This is a genomic window from Citrobacter sp. XT1-2-2 (genome assembly GCF_023516235.1).
Lineage (GTDB): Bacteria > Pseudomonadota > Gammaproteobacteria > Enterobacterales > Enterobacteriaceae > Citrobacter > Citrobacter werkmanii.
Window position 1 is genome coordinate 4,779,964 of sequence record NZ_CP097324.1, and the last position, 20,066, is coordinate 4,800,029.

19 protein-coding genes are annotated in these 20,066 nt (G+C 52.1%); 13 read left to right on the forward strand and 6 right to left on the reverse strand.

The features are described from left to right. Window positions 1-9: 9 nt before the first annotated feature. The 7 genes from hslU to M4I31_RS22715 all read left to right on the forward strand — a co-directional run bounded on the left by hslU (window position 10) and on the right by M4I31_RS22715 (window position 7,756). Window positions 10-1,341, forward strand: a complete 1,332-nt coding sequence (gene hslU, locus M4I31_RS22685) for an HslU--HslV peptidase ATPase subunit (RefSeq protein ID WP_038636017.1) — start codon at window positions 10-12, stop codon at window positions 1,339-1,341. Between the two features lie 67 nt (window positions 1,342-1,408). Further along, on the forward strand, window positions 1,409-2,338 hold the full coding sequence (gene menA / locus M4I31_RS22690; RefSeq protein ID WP_038636012.1) for a 1,4-dihydroxy-2-naphthoate polyprenyltransferase: 930 nt from the start codon (window positions 1,409-1,411) through the stop codon (window positions 2,336-2,338). Window positions 2,339-2,430: 92 nt separating this feature from the next. Beyond that, complete coding sequence (gene rraA, locus M4I31_RS22695) at window positions 2,431-2,916, forward strand: ribonuclease E activity regulator RraA (RefSeq protein WP_008787034.1); 486 nt, start codon at window positions 2,431-2,433, stop codon at window positions 2,914-2,916. Window positions 2,917-3,143: 227 nt separating this feature from the next. Further along, a complete protein-coding gene (locus M4I31_RS22700; protein ID WP_038636007.1) occupies window positions 3,144-3,434 on the forward strand; it encodes a UxaA family hydrolase in 291 nt (96 codons plus the stop codon). A gap of 21 nt (window positions 3,435-3,455) precedes the next feature. Then, window positions 3,456-4,619, forward strand: a complete 1,164-nt coding sequence (locus M4I31_RS22705; RefSeq protein WP_250856827.1) for a UxaA family hydrolase — start codon at window positions 3,456-3,458, stop codon at window positions 4,617-4,619. 86 nt (window positions 4,620-4,705) lie between these two features. Then, window positions 4,706-5,665 (forward strand): 2-keto-3-deoxygluconate permease, encoded by a 960-nt coding sequence (locus tag M4I31_RS22710; RefSeq protein WP_038636001.1) that lies wholly within the window; start codon window positions 4,706-4,708, stop codon window positions 5,663-5,665. 159 nt (window positions 5,666-5,824) lie between these two features. Beyond that, a complete protein-coding gene (locus tag M4I31_RS22715) occupies window positions 5,825-7,756 on the forward strand; it encodes a sigma 54-interacting transcriptional regulator (protein ID WP_085049742.1) in 1,932 nt (643 codons plus the stop codon). A gap of 206 nt (window positions 7,757-7,962) precedes the next feature. Here the strand turns inward: M4I31_RS22715 and zapB are convergent, their stop codons facing one another. Then, window positions 7,963-8,208: a septal ring assembly protein ZapB gene (zapB, locus tag M4I31_RS22720; protein ID WP_019077914.1), complete on the reverse strand. Its 246-nt coding sequence runs from the start codon at window positions 8,206-8,208 to the stop codon at window positions 7,963-7,965. Window positions 8,209-8,636: 428 nt separating this feature from the next. Between zapB and M4I31_RS22725 the strand changes: the two genes are divergently transcribed. The 4 genes from M4I31_RS22725 (at window position 8,637) to fpr (ending at window position 13,006) form a co-directional block, all read left to right on the forward strand. Further along, the gene (locus M4I31_RS22725) at window positions 8,637-9,482 is read left to right on the forward strand and encodes an MIP/aquaporin family protein (protein ID WP_038635996.1); all 846 of its coding nucleotides are present in this window, start codon (window positions 8,637-8,639) and stop codon (window positions 9,480-9,482) included. Between the two features lie 22 nt (window positions 9,483-9,504). Next, window positions 9,505-11,013 (forward strand): glycerol kinase GlpK, encoded by a 1,509-nt coding sequence (gene glpK / locus M4I31_RS22730; RefSeq protein ID WP_085049741.1) that lies wholly within the window; start codon window positions 9,505-9,507, stop codon window positions 11,011-11,013. A gap of 140 nt (window positions 11,014-11,153) precedes the next feature. Beyond that, window positions 11,154-12,164 (forward strand): class II fructose-bisphosphatase, encoded by a 1,011-nt coding sequence (gene glpX, locus M4I31_RS22735; protein ID WP_038635990.1) that lies wholly within the window; start codon window positions 11,154-11,156, stop codon window positions 12,162-12,164. 95 nt (window positions 12,165-12,259) lie between these two features. After that, window positions 12,260-13,006 (forward strand): ferredoxin--NADP(+) reductase, encoded by a 747-nt coding sequence (gene fpr / locus M4I31_RS22740; protein WP_038635988.1) that lies wholly within the window; start codon window positions 12,260-12,262, stop codon window positions 13,004-13,006. A 70-nt stretch (window positions 13,007-13,076) separates the two neighbouring features. Here the strand turns inward: fpr and M4I31_RS22745 are convergent, their stop codons facing one another. Beyond that, window positions 13,077-13,505: a DUF805 domain-containing protein gene (locus tag M4I31_RS22745; protein WP_038635986.1), complete on the reverse strand. Its 429-nt coding sequence runs from the start codon at window positions 13,503-13,505 to the stop codon at window positions 13,077-13,079. Between the two features lie 100 nt (window positions 13,506-13,605). On the opposite strand from M4I31_RS22745, the gene M4I31_RS22750 reads away from it, so the two are divergent. Beyond that, on the forward strand, window positions 13,606-14,202 hold the full coding sequence (locus M4I31_RS22750; protein ID WP_038635984.1) for a YiiQ family protein: 597 nt from the start codon (window positions 13,606-13,608) through the stop codon (window positions 14,200-14,202). A 111-nt stretch (window positions 14,203-14,313) separates the two neighbouring features. Further along, the gene (tpiA, locus tag M4I31_RS22755) at window positions 14,314-15,081 is read left to right on the forward strand and encodes a triose-phosphate isomerase (RefSeq protein WP_038635981.1); all 768 of its coding nucleotides are present in this window, start codon (window positions 14,314-14,316) and stop codon (window positions 15,079-15,081) included. Window positions 15,082-15,121: 40 nt separating this feature from the next. Here the strand turns inward: tpiA and M4I31_RS22760 are convergent, their stop codons facing one another. The 4 genes from M4I31_RS22760 to sbp form a co-directional block, all read right to left on the reverse strand. Beyond that, window positions 15,122-16,594 (reverse strand): DASS family sodium-coupled anion symporter, encoded by a 1,473-nt coding sequence (locus tag M4I31_RS22760; protein ID WP_038635979.1) that lies wholly within the window; start codon window positions 16,592-16,594, stop codon window positions 15,122-15,124. A 113-nt stretch (window positions 16,595-16,707) separates the two neighbouring features. After that, window positions 16,708-18,012: an SLC13 family permease gene (locus M4I31_RS22765; RefSeq protein ID WP_085049740.1), complete on the reverse strand. Its 1,305-nt coding sequence runs from the start codon at window positions 18,010-18,012 to the stop codon at window positions 16,708-16,710. Window positions 18,013-18,085: 73 nt separating this feature from the next. Further along, window positions 18,086-18,835 (reverse strand): CDP-diacylglycerol diphosphatase, encoded by a 750-nt coding sequence (locus M4I31_RS22770; protein WP_038635973.1) that lies wholly within the window; start codon window positions 18,833-18,835, stop codon window positions 18,086-18,088. 104 nt (window positions 18,836-18,939) lie between these two features. Then, a complete protein-coding gene (sbp, locus tag M4I31_RS22775; protein WP_085049739.1) occupies window positions 18,940-19,929 on the reverse strand; it encodes a sulfate/thiosulfate ABC transporter substrate-binding protein Sbp in 990 nt (329 codons plus the stop codon). Window positions 19,930-20,066 lie beyond the last annotated feature (137 nt).

A 20,066-nucleotide genomic window follows, 5' to 3' on the forward strand; every position in this document is an offset into this window, starting at 1 on the left:
GGATCCCCCATGTCTGAAATGACCCCACGCGAAATTGTCAGCGAACTGAACAAACACATCATCGGCCAGGATAACGCTAAGCGTTCCGTGGCGATTGCCCTGCGTAACCGCTGGCGCCGTATGCAGCTCAACGAAGAGCTGCGCCATGAAGTGACGCCGAAAAATATTCTGATGATTGGCCCGACCGGCGTCGGTAAAACCGAAATCGCCCGTCGCCTGGCAAAACTGGCCAACGCGCCGTTCATCAAGGTTGAAGCAACCAAATTTACCGAAGTTGGCTATGTTGGTAAGGAAGTTGACTCGATCATCCGCGATCTGACCGACGCAGCCATTAAGATGGTTCGCGTTCAGGCCATCGAGAAAAACCGCTTCCGCGCTGAAGAGATGGCGGAAGAGCGCATTCTCGACGTGCTGATCCCACCGGCTAAAAATAACTGGGGACAGTCTGAGCAGCCGCAGGAACCTTCTGCCGCGCGTCAGGCGTTCCGTAAAAAACTGCGCGAAGGCCAGCTCGACGATAAAGAGATCGAAATCGATCTCGCCGCCGCACCGATGGGCGTTGAAATCATGGCGCCTCCGGGCATGGAAGAGATGACCAGCCAGTTGCAGTCCATGTTCCAGAACCTGGGCGGTCAGAAGCAAAAACCGCGTAAGCTGAAAATCAAAGACGCGATGAAGCTGCTGATTGAAGAAGAAGCGGCTAAACTGGTGAACCCGGAAGAGCTGAAACAGGAAGCTATCGACGCCGTTGAGCAGCACGGGATCGTGTTTATCGACGAAATCGACAAAATCTGTAAGCGCGGCGAATCCTCTGGTCCGGATGTGTCCCGTGAAGGCGTACAGCGCGACCTGCTGCCGCTGGTTGAAGGCTGCACGGTCTCCACCAAGCACGGCATGGTGAAAACCGATCATATTCTGTTTATCGCTTCTGGCGCATTCCAGGTCGCGAAACCGTCGGACCTGATCCCGGAACTGCAGGGTCGTCTACCGATTCGCGTTGAACTACAGGCGCTGACCACCAGCGATTTTGAGCGTATCCTGACCGAACCGAATGCCTCCATCACCGTTCAGTACAAAGCGCTGATGGCGACCGAAGGTGTGGACATTAACTTCACCGAATCGGGCATTAAACGCATTGCCGAAGCGGCCTGGCAGGTTAACGAAACCACCGAAAACATCGGTGCGCGTCGTCTGCACACCGTTCTGGAACGTCTGATGGAAGATATTTCCTATGATGCGAGCGATTTGAACGGCCAAAGCATCACAATTGATGCCGATTATGTGAGCAAACATCTGGATGCGCTGGTCGCAGATGAAGATCTGAGCCGTTTTATCCTATAATCGCGTTCAATGCATTTTCATCACTGTTGATGGGGCTGATAAAGCCCCATTTTTATTGGCGCTAAATATGACTGAACAACAACAAATTAGCCGCTCACAAGCCTGGCTGGAAAGTTTACGACCTAAGACCTTACCGCTCGCCTTCGCGGCGATCATCGTCGGTACGGCATTAGCATGGTGGCAAGGATACTTCGATCCGCTGGTTGCTCTGCTGGCATTAATTACGGCGGGACTGCTGCAAATTCTGTCCAATCTCGCTAACGACTATGGCGATGCCGTCAAAGGCAGCGACAAGCCCGATCGCATTGGACCGCTGCGCGGGATGCAAAAAGGGGTTATCACCCAAGAGCAGATGAAGCGCGCGCTGATCGTCACCGTAGTGTTGATCTGTCTGTCTGGTCTGGCCCTGGTTGCCGTGGCCTGTCACACGCTGGCGGATTTTGTCGGTTTCCTGGTGCTCGGGGGCCTGTCAATTATCGCCGCGATCACTTACACCGTGGGTAATCGCCCTTACGGATATATCGGTCTGGGCGATATTTCCGTGCTGGTATTCTTCGGCTGGCTCAGCGTGATGGGAAGCTGGTATTTACAGGCCCATACGCTGATTCCGGCGCTGATTCTGCCTGCCACCGCCTGCGGCCTGCTGGCAACCGCTGTGCTCAACGTCAACAATCTGCGCGATATCAACAGCGACAGAGAGAATGGCAAGAACACGCTGGTCGTGCGTTTAGGCGCCGTGAATGCCCGCCGCTACCATGCCTGCCTGCTGATGGGTACGCTGGTCTGTCTGGCGCTGTTTAACCTGTTCTCGCTGCAAAGCCTGTGGGGATGGCTGTTTATTCTTGCCGCTCCGCTGCTTTTCAAACAGGCGCGTTACGTGATGCGTGAGATGAACCCTGAGGCAATGCGCCCGATGCTGGAACGCACCGTAAAAGCGGCACTATTAACTAACCTGCTGTTTGTCGTTGGAATTTTCTTAAGTCAGTGGTCTCTTTAACTGACAAATATCAATTAACAATTGATGATTTTGCCAACAGTACACATAGCGCGATATACTAAAAATTCTCGCAGCAACTAAACGTTAAGCCTATGAAATACGATACATCCGAGCTTTGTGACATCTATCAGGAAGATGTCAACGTCGTGGAACCGCTGTTCTCTAACTTTGGGGGACGGTCGTCGTTTGGCGGACAAATCATCACGGTAAAATGTTTCGAGGACAACGGGTTGCTGTACGATCTGCTCGAACAGAACGGCCGTGGTCGCATTCTGCTGGTCGATGGCGGCGGTTCTGTTCGCCGCGCGCTGGTCGATGCCGAACTGGCGCGGCTGGCCGTACAGAATGAATGGGAAGGTCTGGTCATCTACGGCTCAGTACGCCAGGTAGACGATCTGGAAGAACTGGATATCGGCATTCAGGCGATTGCCGCCATTCCGGTAGGCGCTTCAGGTGAAGGCATTGGGGAAAGCGATGTGCGCGTCAACTTTGGCGGCGTGACCTTCTTCTCCGGCGACCACCTGTACGCCGACAACACCGGGATAATCCTCTCCGAAGACCCGCTCGATATCGAGTGATCAAAAAGGCACCGCAAGGTGCCTTTTTTTATGCGTTTCCGTCGTACCCACCTTTTGCACGCCTTGCAACTGTAGCTATTTGCCGCAACTGATGAAGCTACTTACAGCGGCTCTATCTCCCCCTTCCCACTCTGCGTTTTATTTGTCTTAATAAACAACAAGTTAAAAACATGGCACGCCTTATGCTTTATACCACTATATCCAATCAAAGCGCATAAGGATTTTTTATGAAGAAAAATGCAGTGGTTATTAACCCGCAAGATAGCGTTGCTACTGCTATCCAGCCCCTCAAGGCCGGAGACGTCGCCAACATGTTTGTTGGCAATGAAAATCTGACCATCACCTTACGGGATGACATCCCTTACGGTCATAAATTTGCCATTAAAGCCGTTGCGCTTCATGGCGAAGTTTACAAATACGGTGAATCCATTGGTCGGGCAACAAAGCCTATCCAGACCGGAGATTATGTTCATGTTCATAATGTTGAAAGTGAACGTGGCCGTGGGGATTGGAAATAAAGGCTGAAGGAACAAGTGAAAATGAAAAAAACAATCAAAGGTTATCGTCGTCCGGATGGCAGCGTGGGTATTCGCAACTACGTCTTAATTTTACCTACCAGCGTTTGCGCCAATAAAGTGGCCCAGGACATCTCCGCTCAGGTTCATGGCTCAACCTGGCTTAATAATGATTTTGGTTGCTGCCAGATTGCTGGTGATGCTGCATTAACCGAAAAAACACTGATCAACGTTGCCAGGAACGGCAACGTTGGCGCCATACTCGTTGTCGGATTGGGTTGTGAAGGCGCTGAACCTACTCACATTGCGCAAGAAATCACGAAATTTGGTAAGCCGGTTTCCTGCATCACAATTCAGAATGAAGGGGGGACCTTGCTGTGTCAGGCGCGCGGAATTTCAATCGCACGTCAGTATGCGCAGGATTTGTCCCAGCAAGACTACGAAGAAATAAACGTCAGCGAGTTGATCCTCGGAATGGAATGCGGAGGTTCTGATACCACTTCTGGCCTCGCCTCCAACCCTGCCTGTGGTGTTGCATCTGATTTGTTAGTTAACGATGGTGGCACATCGATTCTTTCAGAAACCACCGAATTCATTGGCGCAGAACACGTTGTTGCTCGTCGGGCCATTAATTCACAAGTCGCAGACGATTTAATCAAGCTGGTAGTGGGGTGTGAAGAAAGAGCGAAAGCCCTGGGCGCAGATATCAGGGGCGGGCAACCGACGCCAGGTAATATCCAGGGCGGTATCACCACCATTGAGGAAAAATCTCTGGGCTGCATGCACAAAGCGGGTCATTCACCGCTACAGGGCGTCCTGCAATACGCAGATTTCCCTGGCGGTCGTGGACTATGGGTGATGGACTCCCCTGGACAAGATATCGAATCCATCTCCGGGATGGTGGCCGGCGGCGCACAAATTATTATCTTTACTACCGGGCGCGGAACCCCCACGGGAAACCCGATTGCGCCAGTGATCAAAATCACCGCCAACGAAGAAACATTTACCAAAATGCGCGACAACATTGATATTGATGTTTCATCGATTATGCGGGGAGAATCTTCTATTAATGAGATGGGCGAGGTGATTTATCAGGAAATCATTAAGGTTTCTAATGGTAAAACAACCAAAGCTGAAGATCTTGGGCATAAGGAATTCTCTATTTACAAGATCGCACCAACATTTTAAGACGATAGAAATATAACCCTATACGGTGGGAATAAATAACATATTCCCATCATTTATATCCGTTACGAAAACACGGAAGTCTCCTCATGAAAATAAAACAAACAATTGAGAAATTCCCAGGCGGGATGATGGTAATCCCGTTATTGATCGGAGCATTATTAAAGACATTTTGTCCTGGTGCTTTAGAAATAGGGAGCTTTTCGACGGCGGTAGCTCATGGCGCTCTCGCTATCCTGGGCGTATTTTTTGTCTGTATGGGCGCTGAAATCCGCCTACAGGCCGCGCCGGTCGCCCTGAAAAAAGGGTTCGCCATTATGCTGTCCAAGTTGGTTGTCGGGACAGCAATTGGCTTACTGGTCGCAAAGTTTTGCGGTGCCAACGGCTTCTTTGGTTTGTCTGCACTCGCCATTATCGCGGCTATGACCAATGCGAATATGGGCCTCTACGCTGCACTGACCAAACAGTTTGGTAATGAAACCGATGCGGGCGCTATCGCTGTGCTTTCCGTACTTGAAGGCCCCTTTCTGACGATGGTGGCGATGGGTGCCGCTGGGCTGGTGTCGATCCCAATAATGGAGCTGTTCGCCGTTGTTTTACCAATACTGATTGGTATGCTGCTCGGAAATCTGGATGAGGATATGCGTTCGTTCCTGAAAAGCGGCGGCGCGATGCTGATCCCCTTCTTCTCTTTTGGTCTGGGTACCGGAATCGATTTCAGCACCCTGCTGATGGCCGGATTCGCAGGGGTTATTCTGGGTCTCATGACCGCATTCATTGGCGCGCTGATTAATGTTGCCGTCTCCCGTTTTGTCGGAGGTTCAGGCATCGCCGGAGCGGCAGTCTCCACGACGGCCGGTAACGCCGTTGCGACCCCCGCTGCCATCGCCGCGGTTGACCCCAGCGTGTCAGCATTAATCGCCGTAGCGACGCCGCAGATTGCCGCCTCTACGATCGTCACCTCCTTAGTCGTACCGTTTATAACCGCCTGGGTTGCTCGCCGCGAACAAAGGAGAATCGCCCAACGCCAGCAGTTATCAAAAACATAAATTCCACAGAGTTGATCGAAAACAATTCCGCTGTTCACCATTTATGTGACAAAAAGATTGCAGAAACAGAAAGTCGTGAATGGATTACTGTTTCTGCAATAATGCCGACAACTGTTTCCACCGTTATCGACTTCACATCATGATCATGCTGGATTCAACATGTTAAAATTACCTAATATTTACATCGTTTCTCCTTTACAAGCGCTCTCTCTCGAAGCTGAACGCCTGTCTATCCGATATAAGCACATCGCAAATCTAACGATATTAAATGCTACCCTCGACGATGTTGATTCCGTGATCCCGATATTGCGCACGAATTCCCCTGATCTTGTGATTAGTCGCGGTGGCATGGCATGGATGCTTAAACAAAAAATACCGCAGCCTGTCATTGAAATAAAAACATCCGCCTATGATATTATCGATGCCCTCAGGCCATATCTTGGGCTCAATAAAAATATTGGGGTTATTGGGTTTCGCAGCGTTATCGACGGCTGTATGAAAATAGCCAGGATGCTTAATCTGCAACTCACTGAGTTTATCATTGACGAAATGGCCAACCCTTGCATTGAGAATGTCAGAAATGACTTTGTCAATTACACACAAAATAACCAGATAGATCTTATTATTGGCGATGCCATTTGCCCGCTTTATTTTGGCACACACAGCATGGAACATTTCATCCCTTTCCATTCAGGTGTCGAGTCCATAGAACTGGCATTACATGAGGCAATTCAGCTGTATCAGGCGCTCGCTAATGAGCGCATTGAGCAAAACCAGCTAAACCTGTTACTTGACCACACCAATAAATTCATTCTTCTCATTGATAATTGCGGTAAGGTCATTCACTGTAATCATAAAGCCGTCGAGCTTTTACAACTCAGTAAACATGATTTAATCAGTAAAAAAATACCTTCCTTAACGCTAAACTGGGAAGATCTGCAAAATAATATCCCGATAGAAAATGAGTTAATCAACACACCCTATGGCGAATTTGTGGTTAACCAGTTCCCCATTGTAGAAAACGAAAATCTCAACCGCGTGGTGATCACCCTCCAGACATCATCTAACTTACAGAAAGCTGAGCAGAAGATAAGAATCAAAGAAGCGAAAAAGTTAGGATTTCACGCCAGGTATCACTTCGAAGATTTTATTACCTGCAACCGTGAAATGCAGGATCGCTTAAGGTTAGCCAGGATATATGCGGAAACCGAAGCAACAATACTGCTACTCGGTGAAAATGGTACCGGCAAAGAGGTTCTGGCGCAGAGCATTCATAACGCCAGTTCACATCGCAATGGGCCATTTGTTGCGGTTAACTGCGGCGCAATCCCCGCTTCAATTATGGAAAGCGAACTCTTTGGATATGTCGATGGCGCGTTTTCCGGTGCCTCTAAAAAAGGCCGCGCAGGGATGTTTGAACTGGCGCATAACGGCACCATCTTTCTTGATGAAATCAGCGAACTGGATAAGTTCTTACAAGCAAAACTCTTACGCATTCTGCAAGAGCGCCAACTGATGCGCCTGGGCGCAGATCACATGATTCCGGTCAACGTCCGCGTTATTGCGGCCACAAACCGAAACTTACCGGCAATGATTGCAGCCGGTGATTTTAGAGAAGACCTTTTTTATCGCTTGAATGTGCTCAAGGTCACCACATTACCGTTACGTGAACGCCCGGACGATATCCAACTTATTGGGCAAACAACTTTAGATGCGCTGAGAAAGTCCTATCAGCTGCCTCCCATTGCATTGAGCGAAAGTTTATGGAGTGAGCTGAAAAAATATTTATGGCCGGGTAACGTACGTCAGTTGAATAATATTATGGAGCGCCTGGCGTTATCGTTTTCATCCGGTGTGGTGTCTCTTTCTGCCGCCACGTTACTGATTGAGGATTTACAAGCCGATAAAGCGTCTTCCCCCCAACAACCTCGCCATCACTGCCCGGACTGCCAGTTGCTCGAAGGGCCGTATAAACGGATCCGTAGCCGTATTCTCAAAGGGGTGCTACTACGACAGCAAAACAACAAAAGCCGTGCAGCGAAGCAACTGGATATTGACCGTAGCTCGTTCACCCGTTGGCTTGGTGATTGATGGGAAAGCCCGCAAGCAAGGCCGTTATCAAAGATAAGTATTGCCGGATGTCGGCTTACACCTTATCCGGCCTACAAACTAAATCCTCTATAGATTTCGCGTCAGGGCAAGGCGGCAAGTAAGTGAATCCCCAGGAGCATAGGCCACTATGTGACTGGGGTGAACGCACGCAGCCAACGCCGCCATAACGTGAAATATGACGAGGATTAGACTTCTTCCATACGACCCAGCAGGGCATGCAGACGATCCTGCCAGCCGTTCTGCTGTTCTTTCAGATTGTTGTTCTCACGCTCCAGTTCTTCACGCTGCTGCTGTGCAGACTGAACTTCCTGCGACAGTGAGTTATTCTTTTCTTTCAGCTCTTCGATTTCCATCTGCAACAGCGTGATGGTATCAATCGCCTGCTGTACTTTTGCTTCCAGTTTCTCAAACACTTCTAATGACATCGTCATACCTCTCCTGAATTGCAAGGCGTTGATGGATAAAAATCCTCGTCCCGATAACCGGCGACGCCTTAATAAAAACGAGCGCACTCTACTTAACACCGATTGTATGAAGCCGCGTCATCCCTGTCCAGCGGCATCCCGCGCAGATTGCGGTTTGCAACACTTTTAGTCTTTCTCCTGGTGACATGACTGTCATAACGCTTAAGTGTTAAGAGATTGATCGGTGAAATGATTCAGCTCACACTATTTTTGTATAACAAATACCGCGCAATGGCGCGAAAACGCTCATTTTGTTGATGCAGTACACACATTTTAATTTCGATATTTCTCGTTTTTGAGCGTTAACGATAAATTAACAGTGTGCCTACCGGCTCCGGGGATGTCAGTGACCTTCTCGCACACAATAAACATTAAACTCTCTTCAGGATCCGATTATGAGTCAAACATCAACCTTAAAAGGCCAGTGCATTGCTGAATTCCTCGGTACCGGGTTGTTGATTTTCTTCGGTGTGGGCTGTGTCGCTGCACTCAAAGTGGCCGGGGCTACTTTTGGTCAGTGGGAAATCAGCATCATCTGGGGTCTGGGGGTAGCGATGGCTATCTATCTGACCGCAGGCGTTTCTGGCGCACACCTGAATCCAGCGGTCACCATCGCACTCTGGCTGTTTGCCTGTTTTGATAAACGCAAAGTCGTCCCTTTTATTATTTCGCAAATTGCCGGCGCCTTTTGCGCAGCGGCATTGGTTTACGGGCTTTATTACAATCTTTTCCTCGATTTCGAACAAACCAATCATATCGTGCGCGGCAGTACCGAGAGCCTGGGTCTGGCAGGTACTTTCTCCACCTATCCGAACCCGCATATCAATTTTGTGCAGGCCTTCGCGGTTGAAATGGTCATTACCGCTATTCTAATGGGGCTGATTCTGGCCCTGACCGACGATGGTAACGGTGTACCTCGTGGTCCGCTGGCGCCACTGCTGATCGGCTTACTGATTGCCGTTATTGGTGCTTCCATGGGTCCGCTAACAGGTTTTGCGATGAACCCGGCACGTGACTTCGGACCGAAACTGTTCGCCGGATTGGCCGGATGGGGTGAGATTGCCTTCACGGGTGGTCGTGATATCCCTTACTTCCTGGTGCCGGTGTTTGGCCCGATTACCGGCGCAATTTTGGGCGCATGGGCCTATCGCAAACTGATTGGTCGTCATTTACCGTGCGATGTCTGCGCGATTGAAGAGAAAGACGTTGCGGCCAACACTCAACAAAAAGCTTCGCAGTAATGTGACTACGGGACAAAAAATTATGACTGAAAAAAAATATATCGTTGCGCTCGACCAGGGCACCACCAGCTCCCGCGCGGTCGTAATGGACCACGATGCGAATATCGTTGCCGTTTCACAGCGCGAATTCGAGCAAATCTACCCGAAAGCAGGTTGGGTAGAACACGACCCAATGGAAATTTGGGCAACCCAAAGCTCCACGCTGGTTGAAGTGCTGGCGAAAGCCGATATCAGTTCCGATGAAATTGCCGCGATCGGTATTACCAACCAGCGTGAAACCACCATCGTCTGGGAACGTGAGACCGGTAAACCAATCTATAACGCCATTGTATGGCAGTGTCGTCGTACCGCGGATATCTGCGAGAAGCTCAAGCGCGACGGTATGGAAGAGTACATCCGCAATAACACCGGCCTGGTGATTGACCCGTACTTCTCCGGTACCAAAGTGAAGTGGATCCTCGACCACGTAGAAGGTTCGCGTGAGCGCGCCCGTCGCGGTGAACTGCTGTTTGGTACCGTAGATACCTGGCTTATCTGGAAAATGACGCAGGGGCGCGTACACGTCACCGATTACACCAACGCCTCACGTACCATGCTGTTCAACATTCACTCCCTGGACTGGGACGACAAGATGCTGGATGCGCTGGATATTCCGCGCGCCATGCTGCCGGAAGTGCGTCGTTCTTCTGAAGTGTACGGCCAAACCAACATCGGTGGTAAAGGCGGCATTCGTATTCCTATCTCCGGTATCGCCGGTGACCAGCAGGCGGCGCTGTTCGGCCAGCTGTGCGTGAAAGAAGGGATGGCGAAAAACACTTACGGTACCGGCTGCTTCATGCTGATGAACACCGGCGAGAAAGCCGTTAAGTCCGAAAACGGACTGCTGACCACCATCGCCTGCGGACCGACCGGGGAAGTGAACTACGCCCTGGAAGGCGCGGTGTTTATGGCGGGTGCCTCTATCCAGTGGCTGCGTGATGAAATGAAACTCATCAGCGATGCATTCGACTCTGAGTATTTCGCGACTAAAGTGAAAGACACCAACGGCGTGTACGTCGTTCCGGCATTCACCGGTCTGGGCGCACCGTACTGGGACCCGTATGCGCGTGGCGCCATCTTCGGTCTGACCCGTGGCGTAAACTCCAACCACATCATTCGCGCAACGCTTGAGTCTATCGCTTACCAAACCCGTGACGTACTGGAAGCGATGCAGGCTGACTCCGGCATTCGCTTGCACGCCCTGCGCGTCGATGGCGGGGCGGTAGCCAACAACTTCCTGATGCAGTTCCAGTCGGACATTCTCGGCACGCGCGTTGAGCGCCCGGAAGTCCGCGAAGTCACTGCGCTGGGTGCGGCTTATCTGGCCGGTCTGGCGGTCGGCTTCTGGCAAAACCTGGATGAGCTGCAGGAAAAAGCGGTCATCGAGCGTGAATTCCGTCCTGGCATCGAAACCACCGAACGTAACTTCCGTTACAGCGGCTGGAAAAAAGCAGTCAAACGCGCCATGGCGTGGGAAGATCACGACGAGTAATACGTCATTGCCGGATGGCGACGCTAAGGTGTCTTATCCGGCAATATCTTCGTGCGGGGACAACCCCGCACACACATCAATAATCTCGCCCCCTCCCCTGTGCTACACTTCGCGCCATTCCTTTCAGCTACGAGTTTGCAATGAGACGAGAACTTGCCATTGAATTTTCACGCGTGACCGAAGCGGCCGCGCTGGCTGGCTATAAATGGCTGGGCCGCGGCGATAAAAATACCGCTGACGGCGCGGCGGTGAACGCCATGCGTATTATGCTCAACCAGGTCAACATCGACGGCACCATCGTGATTGGCGAAGGTGAAATCGATGAAGCGCCGATGCTGTTTATCGGTGAGAAAGTCGGTACGGGTCTTGGCGATGCGGTAGACATCGCCGTCGATCCTATCGAAGGCACGCGTATGACGGCAATGGGCCAGGCAAATGCGCTGGCGGTACTGGCTGTGGGCGATAAAGGCTGCTTCCTGAACGCGCCGGACATGTATATGGAAAAGCTGATTGTCGGCCCAGGCGCAAAAGGGTCCATTGACCTGAACCTGTCGCTGGAAGCCAACCTGCGTAACATTGCCGCCGCGCTGAACAAACCCCTGAGTGACCTGACCGTCACTATCCTGGCAAAACCTCGCCATGATGACGTTATTGCAGAGATGACGAAACTGGGCGTGCGCGTATTCGCTATTCCCGACGGCGACGTTGCGGCTTCAATTCTGACCTGCATGCCTGACAGCGAAGTTGACGTGCTGTACGGCATTGGCGGCGCACCGGAAGGTGTGGTCTCCGCCGCCGTTATCCGCGCGCTGGATGGCGATATGCAGGGCCGTCTCCTGGCGCGTCATGACGTCAAAGGCGACAGCGAAGAAAACCGCCGCATTGGCGAACAGGAACTGGCCCGCTGCACCGCGATGGGCATTGAAGCGGGCAAAGCGCTGCGTCTGGACGAAATGGCGCGCAGCGACAACGTCATTTTTTCTGCCACCGGCATCACCAAAGGCGATCTGCTGGAAGGCATTAGCCGCAAAGGCAATATTGCGACCACCGAAACGCTGCTGATCCGCGGCAAATCGCGCACAATCCGCCGCATTCAGTCGATTCACTATCTCGATCGCAAAGATCCCGATGTGCAGGCGCACATCCTGTAATTGATTTGATCAATAGAGCCTTCCAGCCCATCCGGGCTGGAAATCTTTCGTCCAACGGACGAAGATAAGGCAATCAAAGCAGACAGGAGAAAACCATGGCAGATTGGGTAACAGGCAAAGTCACAAAGGTGCAGAACTGGACCGATGCCTTATTTAGTTTGACCGTGCGAGCTCCGGTTCTTCCTTTTACTGCTGGCCAGTTTACCAAGCTTGGCCTGGAAATCGACGGCGAGCGCGTCCAGCGCGCCTATTCCTACGTGAATGCGCCCGACAATCCCGATTTAGAGTTTTATCTGGTGACGGTTCCCGACGGCAAACTGAGTCCTCGTTTGGCCGCGCTGAAGCCTGGCGATGACGTTCAGGTGGTCAGTGAAGCCGCTGGCTTCTTCGTGCTGGATGAGGTCCCCGATTGCGACACGCTGTGGATGCTGGCGACCGGCACGGCTATCGGCCCGTATTTGTCGATTCTGCAGTTAGGCAAAGATCTGGATCGCTTTAAAAATCTGGTACTGGTCCACGCCGCGCGCTATGCCGCCGATTTAAGCTACCTGCCATTGATGCAGGCGCTGGAAAAACGCTACGAAGGTAAATTACGTATCCAGACCGTTGTTAGCCGTGAAACTGCGGCAAATTCGTTGACCGGACGAGTGCCGGCGCTGATTGAAAGCGGTGAGCTGGAAAAAGCGGTAGGTCTGCCAATGGATAAAGAAACCAGCCACGTAATGCTGTGTGGAAATCCACAAATGGTGCGCGACACGCAGCAACTGTTGAAAGAGACCCGGCAGATGACCAAACACCTGCGCCGTCGACCAGGCCATATGACCGCTGAACACTACTGGTAAGAACGTTTTACTGCCCGGTAAGCACCCCGGGCATTTTGCCGGATGGCGACGCTAACGCGTCTTATCCGGCCTACGAGTCAGCTCTGTACTTTACGTCCTGCGTATCTTTACCGTATTTATTTTCGTCCTGGGTGCCGACAAACGCGCCCAGATCGATAAGCATGCCGACCAGAATCAGCGTCGGAAGAAAACGGCCTACCGCCCATTGCCAGACGCCAGGTAACATCGCCCAGTTTCCGGCCAGCAGCATCCACGCCAGAATCATCAGCAACGCCCACGCTCCTGAACGCCCTCGGTCATGCAGACGCTTTACCGTCACCGCCGCCGTCGGCCATAACAGACACACCAGACAAAATGCTGCGGTTTGAATATCGAGTAATTGCTTACTTGCCAGGGAGAACAACGCCAGCATACTGACGATCCACAGACCTATCCAAATCCAGAAATCACGGCGTCCAATACGCCCTTTAAATGAGAATAACCACTGCTGTATGGTCATGTAGGTTCCTTTATTATTACCTTCCAGGACAGTTTACCCTTTTGACAAGCCGGACGGTTACCGTTTTAATCGTGAGCAGTGAGAATGAAAGGTACAATTGATGAAGCAAGGATTTACACTGTTTTTATTACTGTTTTCAGCCTTAACCGTAAGCACTACAGCGCAGGCGGAAGAGCCATCGACGGCAATCACGGCCCCCTATTTGCTGGCGGGCGCGCCGACTTTTGATCTATCGATTAGCCAGTTTCGTGAAAACTTTAATACACAGAATCCAAAGCTTATCCTCAATGAATTCCGTGCCATCGACAGCAGCCGCGACCGGGCGAATCTCACCCGCGCCGCCAGCAAAATCAACGAAAATCTGTATGCGTCATCCGCGCTTGAACGCGGTACATTGAAAATCAAAAGTATGCAGATCACCTGGCTACCGATTCAGGGGCCTGAACAAAAGGCGGCGAAAGCGAAAGCGCTGGAATACATGACCGCCGTCATTCATACCGTCGCGCCGCTGCTGACAAAAGAACAAAGTCAGAAAAAGCTGCAAAAATTGCTCGCCGCCGGTAAAGGTAAGCACTATTACGCCGAAACAGAAGGCGCTATTCGCTATGTCATAGCAGATAACGGTGAAAAGGGGCTGACCTTCGCTGTTGAACCGATTAAGCTGGCACTATCAGAAAGTCTTGAGAAGGCGAATTGATGACAAAAAGCAAAGCCTTTCCGCAGACGAATCTCTATACTGTTTCACAGACCATGCTGCCCTGACGGGCGGCCATATTCCTTAATTCGCTGACAAGCGTGGAGAAATGAAATGCGACATCCTTTAGTGATGGGTAACTGGAAACTGAACGGCAGCCGCCATATGGTAAACGAACTGGTTGCTAATCTGCGTAAAGAACTGGCTGGCGTTGCTGGCTGTGCAGTAGCGATTGCTCCGCCGGAAATGTATATCGACCTGGCGAAACACGCCGCTGCCGGTAGCCACATCATCCTGGGCGCGCAGAACGTTGACCTGAACCTGTCTGGCGCATTCACCGGTGAAACAAGCGCTGAAATGCTGAAAGATATCGGCGCGCAGTACATCATTATCGGTCACTCTGAGCGCCGTACTTACCACAAAGAGTCTGACGAACTGATCGCGAAGAAATTTGCTGTGCTGAAAGAGCAGGGTCTGACTCCAGTTCTGTGCATCGGTGAAACCGAAGCAGAAAACGAAGCGGGCAAAACTGAAGAAGTCTGCGCACGTCAGATCGACGCCGTTCTGAAAACTCAGGGCGCTGCGGCATTCGAAGGCGTAGTTATCGCTTACGAACCAGTATGGGCTATCGGTACCGGTAAATCTGCAACTCCGGCTCAGGCTCAGGCTGTTCACAAATTCATCCGTGACCACATTGCTAAAGCTGACGCGAAAATCGCTGAACAGGTTATCATCCAGTACGGCGGTTCCGTAAACGCGGGCAACGCTGCTGAACTGTTCGCTCAGCCGGACATCGACGGCGCGCTGGTTGGCGGTGCTTCTCTGAAAGCAGACGCCTTCGCAGTCATCGTTAAAGCAGCAGAAGCCGCTAAACAGGCTTAAGTTGTATGGCGGGAGGAGCACTCCTCCCGTCGCATCAGGTTTACCAGTATCCCAGCCAGTGCCACCAGAAGGCACCGGTTATCCCCCAAATGGTCAGGTTGACCACACTCATTACCAGTCCCGTTTTCCACCACTCCGCCAGCGTGACATAGCCTGAACCAAAGATGATAGGCGCAGTACCCGTGCCATAGTGCGTGAGCGACATCATCAGCGAGGAGGAGAAGCCGAGCATCAACCCAAGCAGCGCCGGCGGCGCGCCGAGGCCTAATCCTGCGGCGAAGAATGCAGCGAACATCGCCGTGATATGCGCGGTTGTACTGGCGAAAAAGTAGTGCGAGTAGACGTAAAGCAGGATCAGCAATAGCGTCGCGATGCTCCAGTGCACACCAAGATGGTCGATTGCGCTACCCACGCTGGTTGCCAGCCACCCCACCAGCCCCAACTTGCTGAGAAAATCCGCCATCATTACCAGCGCCGCGAACCAGACTATGGTATCCCACGCGCCACGGCACTTAAGAATGTCATCCCAACTTAATACGCCCGCCATCAACAGAATCGACAAACCAATTAACGCGGCGCTGGTAGGGTTTACACTCCAGCCACTGCCCATCAACATCGCGGGCACTCCCGCCCACAGGCAGAGCAGCAAAATGAAGACTGCCAGAGTAATTTTCTCTGCCAGTGAAAGCGGACCTAGCGCATCCAGTTTTTGTCGTGCGAACTGAGGCGCATTTGGCGTGCGTGTGATGGCTGGCGGGTAGAGCCACCAGATAACAATCGGCATAACGACCAGTGAGACCACCGCGGGAAGCAGCGCGGCGATAGCCCACATTCCCCAGGTCATATTCAGCACACCATCCGTTCCCTTCGTTAAAAAGCTAACGATTAAAGGGTTAGGCGCGGTCGCGGTGATGAACATTGCCGAGCTGATGGGGTTAATGTTGTAATTCACCAGCGCCAGATAGCGGCCCGTTGAGCCATTCTCATTGTTGCCCGGCTGCGATCCGAGGCTTTCCGCAATCGCCCGCATTACCGGGTGAATAATACCGCCGCCACGCGCCGTGTTGCTTGGCGTAACCGGCGCAATCAGGGTTTCCGCAAGGGTTAATGCCCACGCAATACCCAGCGTTCTTTTACCAAACAGCGCAATAAACCCGTAGCCAATACGCGCGCCCAACCCGGTCTTTAACAGGCTTTGCGACAGCATGATGGATAAACCAATCAGCCAAATCAGTTGATTAGAGAAGCCGCTCAAGGCATCGTTCAGCGCGGCCGAGGGTTTACCGGGGTTAGTGACGCCGGTCATCGCCACCAGCATAATCGCCACAACCGCAATGGCGCCAATGGGCATGGCTTTACCGATAATCGCTGCGATCGTACCAATGAACAACGCCAGCAGATGCCACGCTTGCGGAGTGACGTCAGGCGGACACGGGATAACAAACCAGATGGTCAGCGTGATCGCGAGCGAAATGATGGCAGGCCAACAGCGGATAGGGGTCAAACTGTCCATGAATCAATCCTTGAGTTTCCAGTGCGCAAATCTGCGCCCCGGTATTAACCGCCATCAGCCCAAATAAAACAATTCATCATCTCACAAAACAAAAAATTAACATTTAGATACAGTTATAATTTACCCAGTATACTGAACCAGAGGTAATCCAACGGCAGAAGCAACAGATACGTTGCCGCCGCCAGCGCCATACACAGCAGCATCCCCGCCCTCGCAGGCACTTTCCCAAGCGCCATCGCCACAACAATGGGTGAAGCCTGATACGGCAGCAGCGGTGTGGAATACCCCAGAACCTGAATCATAATCACCGACAGCAGCGGGAATCCTGTGGCATCGGCAAAGCTTTGCGCCAGCGTGGTATACAGCGCCGGAACACCGTTTGCCGTCATAATAAAATTGAGTGCGGTGGTAATGCCGGTCAGCGCGAGGAAGCTGGTGAACGGTTTTTCCGCGTCCAGCGGCATCACCTGTAACAGCGCCTCACCCACCGCACTGCCAATACCGGTCTGCGTGACGGTGATCGCCAGCCCCAGAATACCCGCCACGTAGATACAGGTACGGATATTGACCCCACTGGAAAACTCCTCGCCATTAATAAAGCCAACCCGAGGTAGCAGCGTGATAACCGCCGCCGCCAGTCCGGTCCACGCTGGACCAATGCCGTGCCAGCTTTCGCTTACCCACAAAAACAACACCACCGCTAACATCCATGCCAGACGTTTTTCATCCCGGCTCATCGGCTCAGGCGGCGTCAAATCTCGCGGCGCATGGGGCTTACCAGGAAACAGCCAGCAGATAAGTACGATGAGTATCGCGCCTTTGAGCCAGCCCAGAACCGGCGTATGCAGTAGTAAATAAGGCAGATAATTCAGGTGGATACCGTAGGAACCTTCCGCTGCGCCGCTCATCACCAGATTCGGCACGTTAGCGGGTAAAATCGTCGCGGAAAGCTGGAACGTCCCAAACCCGACGGCCAGCGCCAGACCATACCAGGCTCGCGTGCCGTCGTTAATTCCCGCCCGTTTCGCCATCGCGGCAACAATCGGCATCAGTAGCGCAATGCGCCCCATGTTGGACGGCATTACAAACGCCAGCGCATAACTTAGCAGTACCACACTCGCTACCATTAACGGCCAGGAGTCGGTCAATCGCGATGACAGCGCCCTCGCCGCCCTGTCCGCCAATCCCGTTTTACGAATCGCGATACCCAGCACGAATCCACTGAAGACCAGCCAGAACGCCGACGACGCAAAGCCGCCAAAAATCACATCCGGTGGCGCGATTTTGGCCACCATCGCCACGGCAAAGAACAGCAGCGCCGTTATAAATTCCGGCAGCAGCGACGTCGCCCAGAGAAGAATGGTGATGCCAACCACCAGAGAAGGGATAAACAGAGGGTGCGAAAGCCAGAGCGACATGCCTGTCTCCTGTTGTTTTTTTCAACAAGAATACGGGGACAGGCATGCGGAGTAAACGCCAGATTAGGTAGGGTTAGCGCAGAATATCACATTGATGATCCTGAATTTCCTCAGCAGAGGCCAGATTCAGCGACAGCAAGTTACGCTGAGTCGCCAGCAGGACAAAGGACTCATCGCTCTGGCGCACCATCGCCAGCGCATAGCTGCCCATATGTTCTCGCGCATCCGGTACTTCTTCCGCCAGCATAATAAACGGGCTGCGTTGCGCCAGTTCATTCTCCGTGACGCGACGCGCCAGATATTCATGCCCACGTAATCCACCCGGCAAAGGCAACCAGCGGGTGCTGATTTTCGCCATGTTGTCATCCAGCTGTTTTCTGACATCGGTCCGCAGGCAGGAGATATGAATGTGTAGGTGATTTTGCGTACGACCGCTACGCGAGTTAATGGTCAGCGATACCGCTTTGTCAGGGATCTCCTGACCGTATTTTTGGCTCATAAAGCTACGCGCCTGCCAGGCCAGCCAGAAAAAGTTCGGCGTGCCTGATTCCAACAGCAACGGGCTTTCCGTACCATTGATACGGTAACCAGGCATCAACAGATATTGCAGCGGACCGTTACGATCTTTGAACACCACATATCCGGCGTCTGGTTTCACTTCCACGCACGGTGCGGGATCCTGCTGCTGCAACTGGTGCGGCAAGCATTGCTGAAGAACAATCTGGCGTAACGCGTCCGGGTTGCCGGTGAATTTCCAGTAACCAATGCCAGCAGCGGCAGCCACCACAATCACCGCCAGTAAAAGATAACCTGCTTTTTTCATTACGCGTTCCCTGTATCCTATTGAGGGGCAAGAGTAACGCAAAACCATGACAAATAAAAAACCCGGTCGCGTTATGCCACCGGGTTGGTAACTCACAGATTTATTTAACGCTTGCTGATCTGGTCGAACGTACCGCCGTTAGAAAAGTGCTCTTTCTGTGCTTTCGTCCAGCCGCCAAACTCTTCGTCAATGGTGAACAGCTTCAGCTTCGGAAAGACATTTTCGTATTTCTTCGCCACTTCAGCATCACGCGGACGGTAGAAGTTTTTCGCTGCTATCTCCTGACCTTCCGGCGAGTAGAGATACTTCAGGTAGGCTTCCGCTACCGCTTTGGTGTCTTTCTTTTCCACCACTTTGTCGACCACGGAAACGGTCGGCTCCGCGAGAATCGATTCACTCGGGGTCACTATCTCGAATTTATCTTTACCCAGTTCGTTCGTCGCCAGTAGCGCTTCGTTTTCCCAGGCAATCAGCACATCACCGATACCGCGTTCAACGAAGGTATTGGTTGAGCCACGCGCACCAGAGTCCAGCACTTCAACGTTTTTAAACAGGGCTTTGACAAAGTCTTGCGCTTTGGCCTGATCGTTATTGTTGTGGTGCAGGGCGTAGCCCCATGCCGCCAGATAGTTCCAGCGTGCGCCGCCTGAGCTTTTCGGGTTTGGCGTAATGACGGACACACCCGGTTTGACAAGATCGTTCCAGTCATGAATTTGTTTTGGATTGCCTTTGCGGACCAGGAAAACGATGGTGGAGGTGTAAGGTGCTGAGTTATCCGGCAGACGCTTGATCCAGTTTTTATCGATACGACCACGTTCAGCAATAGCGTCCACATCGTAAGCCAGCGCCAGCGTCACGACATCGGCTTCAATGCCATTAATGACGGAAGTCGCCTGTTTACCCGAACCGCCGTGCGATTGGCGGATCACGACGTTGTCGCCAGTTTCCTGCTTCCAGTGCGCGCTAAAAGCTTTGTTGTACTGCTCGTACAGTTCACGCGTTGGATCGTACGATACGTTAAGTAACTGAATGTCCTTTGCCAGAACGCTGGTCGATGCCAGCAATAATGTTAACCCTACGCCCCATTTGTTCATCGCCCAGCTCTCTTATGTGGTGTTGTGATGAGCAAAGCGTGCCAGAAAGCGAACCAAACATTAAAGAATAAAAAAAGATTTGCTATAACTTCGAGGAATAAATCTGAGGGATTGCCGGATGGCGGCTAGCGCCTAAT

Excerpts from the sequence above, each read along its gene's own strand:
- glpK (WP_085049741.1), top strand. The coding sequence starts at position 9,505 with ATGACTGAAAAAAAATATATCGTTGCGCTCGACCAGGGCACCACCAGC.
- M4I31_RS22760 (WP_038635979.1), bottom strand. The coding sequence starts at position 16,594 with ATGGACAGTTTGACCCCTATCCGCTGTTGGCCTGCCATCATTTCGCTC.
- fpr (WP_038635988.1), top strand. The coding sequence starts at position 12,260 with ATGGCAGATTGGGTAACAGGCAAAGTCACAAAGGTGCAGAACTGGACC.
- zapB (WP_019077914.1), bottom strand. The coding sequence starts at position 8,208 with ATGACGATGTCATTAGAAGTGTTTGAGAAACTGGAAGCAAAAGTACAG.
- M4I31_RS22745 (WP_038635986.1), bottom strand. The coding sequence starts at position 13,505 with ATGACCATACAGCAGTGGTTATTCTCATTTAAAGGGCGTATTGGACGC.
- M4I31_RS22750 (WP_038635984.1), top strand. The coding sequence starts at position 13,606 with ATGAAGCAAGGATTTACACTGTTTTTATTACTGTTTTCAGCCTTAACC.
- glpX (WP_038635990.1), top strand. The coding sequence starts at position 11,154 with ATGAGACGAGAACTTGCCATTGAATTTTCACGCGTGACCGAAGCGGCC.
- M4I31_RS22705 (WP_250856827.1), top strand. The coding sequence starts at position 3,456 with ATGAAAAAAACAATCAAAGGTTATCGTCGTCCGGATGGCAGCGTGGGT.
- M4I31_RS22715 (WP_085049742.1), top strand. The coding sequence starts at position 5,825 with ATGTTAAAATTACCTAATATTTACATCGTTTCTCCTTTACAAGCGCTC.
- M4I31_RS22700 (WP_038636007.1), top strand. The coding sequence starts at position 3,144 with ATGAAGAAAAATGCAGTGGTTATTAACCCGCAAGATAGCGTTGCTACT.
- M4I31_RS22725 (WP_038635996.1), top strand. The coding sequence starts at position 8,637 with ATGAGTCAAACATCAACCTTAAAAGGCCAGTGCATTGCTGAATTCCTC.
- hslU (WP_038636017.1), top strand. The coding sequence starts at position 10 with ATGTCTGAAATGACCCCACGCGAAATTGTCAGCGAACTGAACAAACAC.
- menA (WP_038636012.1), top strand. The coding sequence starts at position 1,409 with ATGACTGAACAACAACAAATTAGCCGCTCACAAGCCTGGCTGGAAAGT.
- sbp (WP_085049739.1), bottom strand. The coding sequence starts at position 19,929 with ATGAACAAATGGGGCGTAGGGTTAACATTATTGCTGGCATCGACCAGC.
- tpiA (WP_038635981.1), top strand. The coding sequence starts at position 14,314 with ATGCGACATCCTTTAGTGATGGGTAACTGGAAACTGAACGGCAGCCGC.
- M4I31_RS22765 (WP_085049740.1), bottom strand. The coding sequence starts at position 18,012 with ATGTCGCTCTGGCTTTCGCACCCTCTGTTTATCCCTTCTCTGGTGGTT.
- M4I31_RS22710 (WP_038636001.1), top strand. The coding sequence starts at position 4,706 with ATGAAAATAAAACAAACAATTGAGAAATTCCCAGGCGGGATGATGGTA.
- M4I31_RS22770 (WP_038635973.1), bottom strand. The coding sequence starts at position 18,835 with ATGAAAAAAGCAGGTTATCTTTTACTGGCGGTGATTGTGGTGGCTGCC.
- rraA (WP_008787034.1), top strand. The coding sequence starts at position 2,431 with ATGAAATACGATACATCCGAGCTTTGTGACATCTATCAGGAAGATGTC.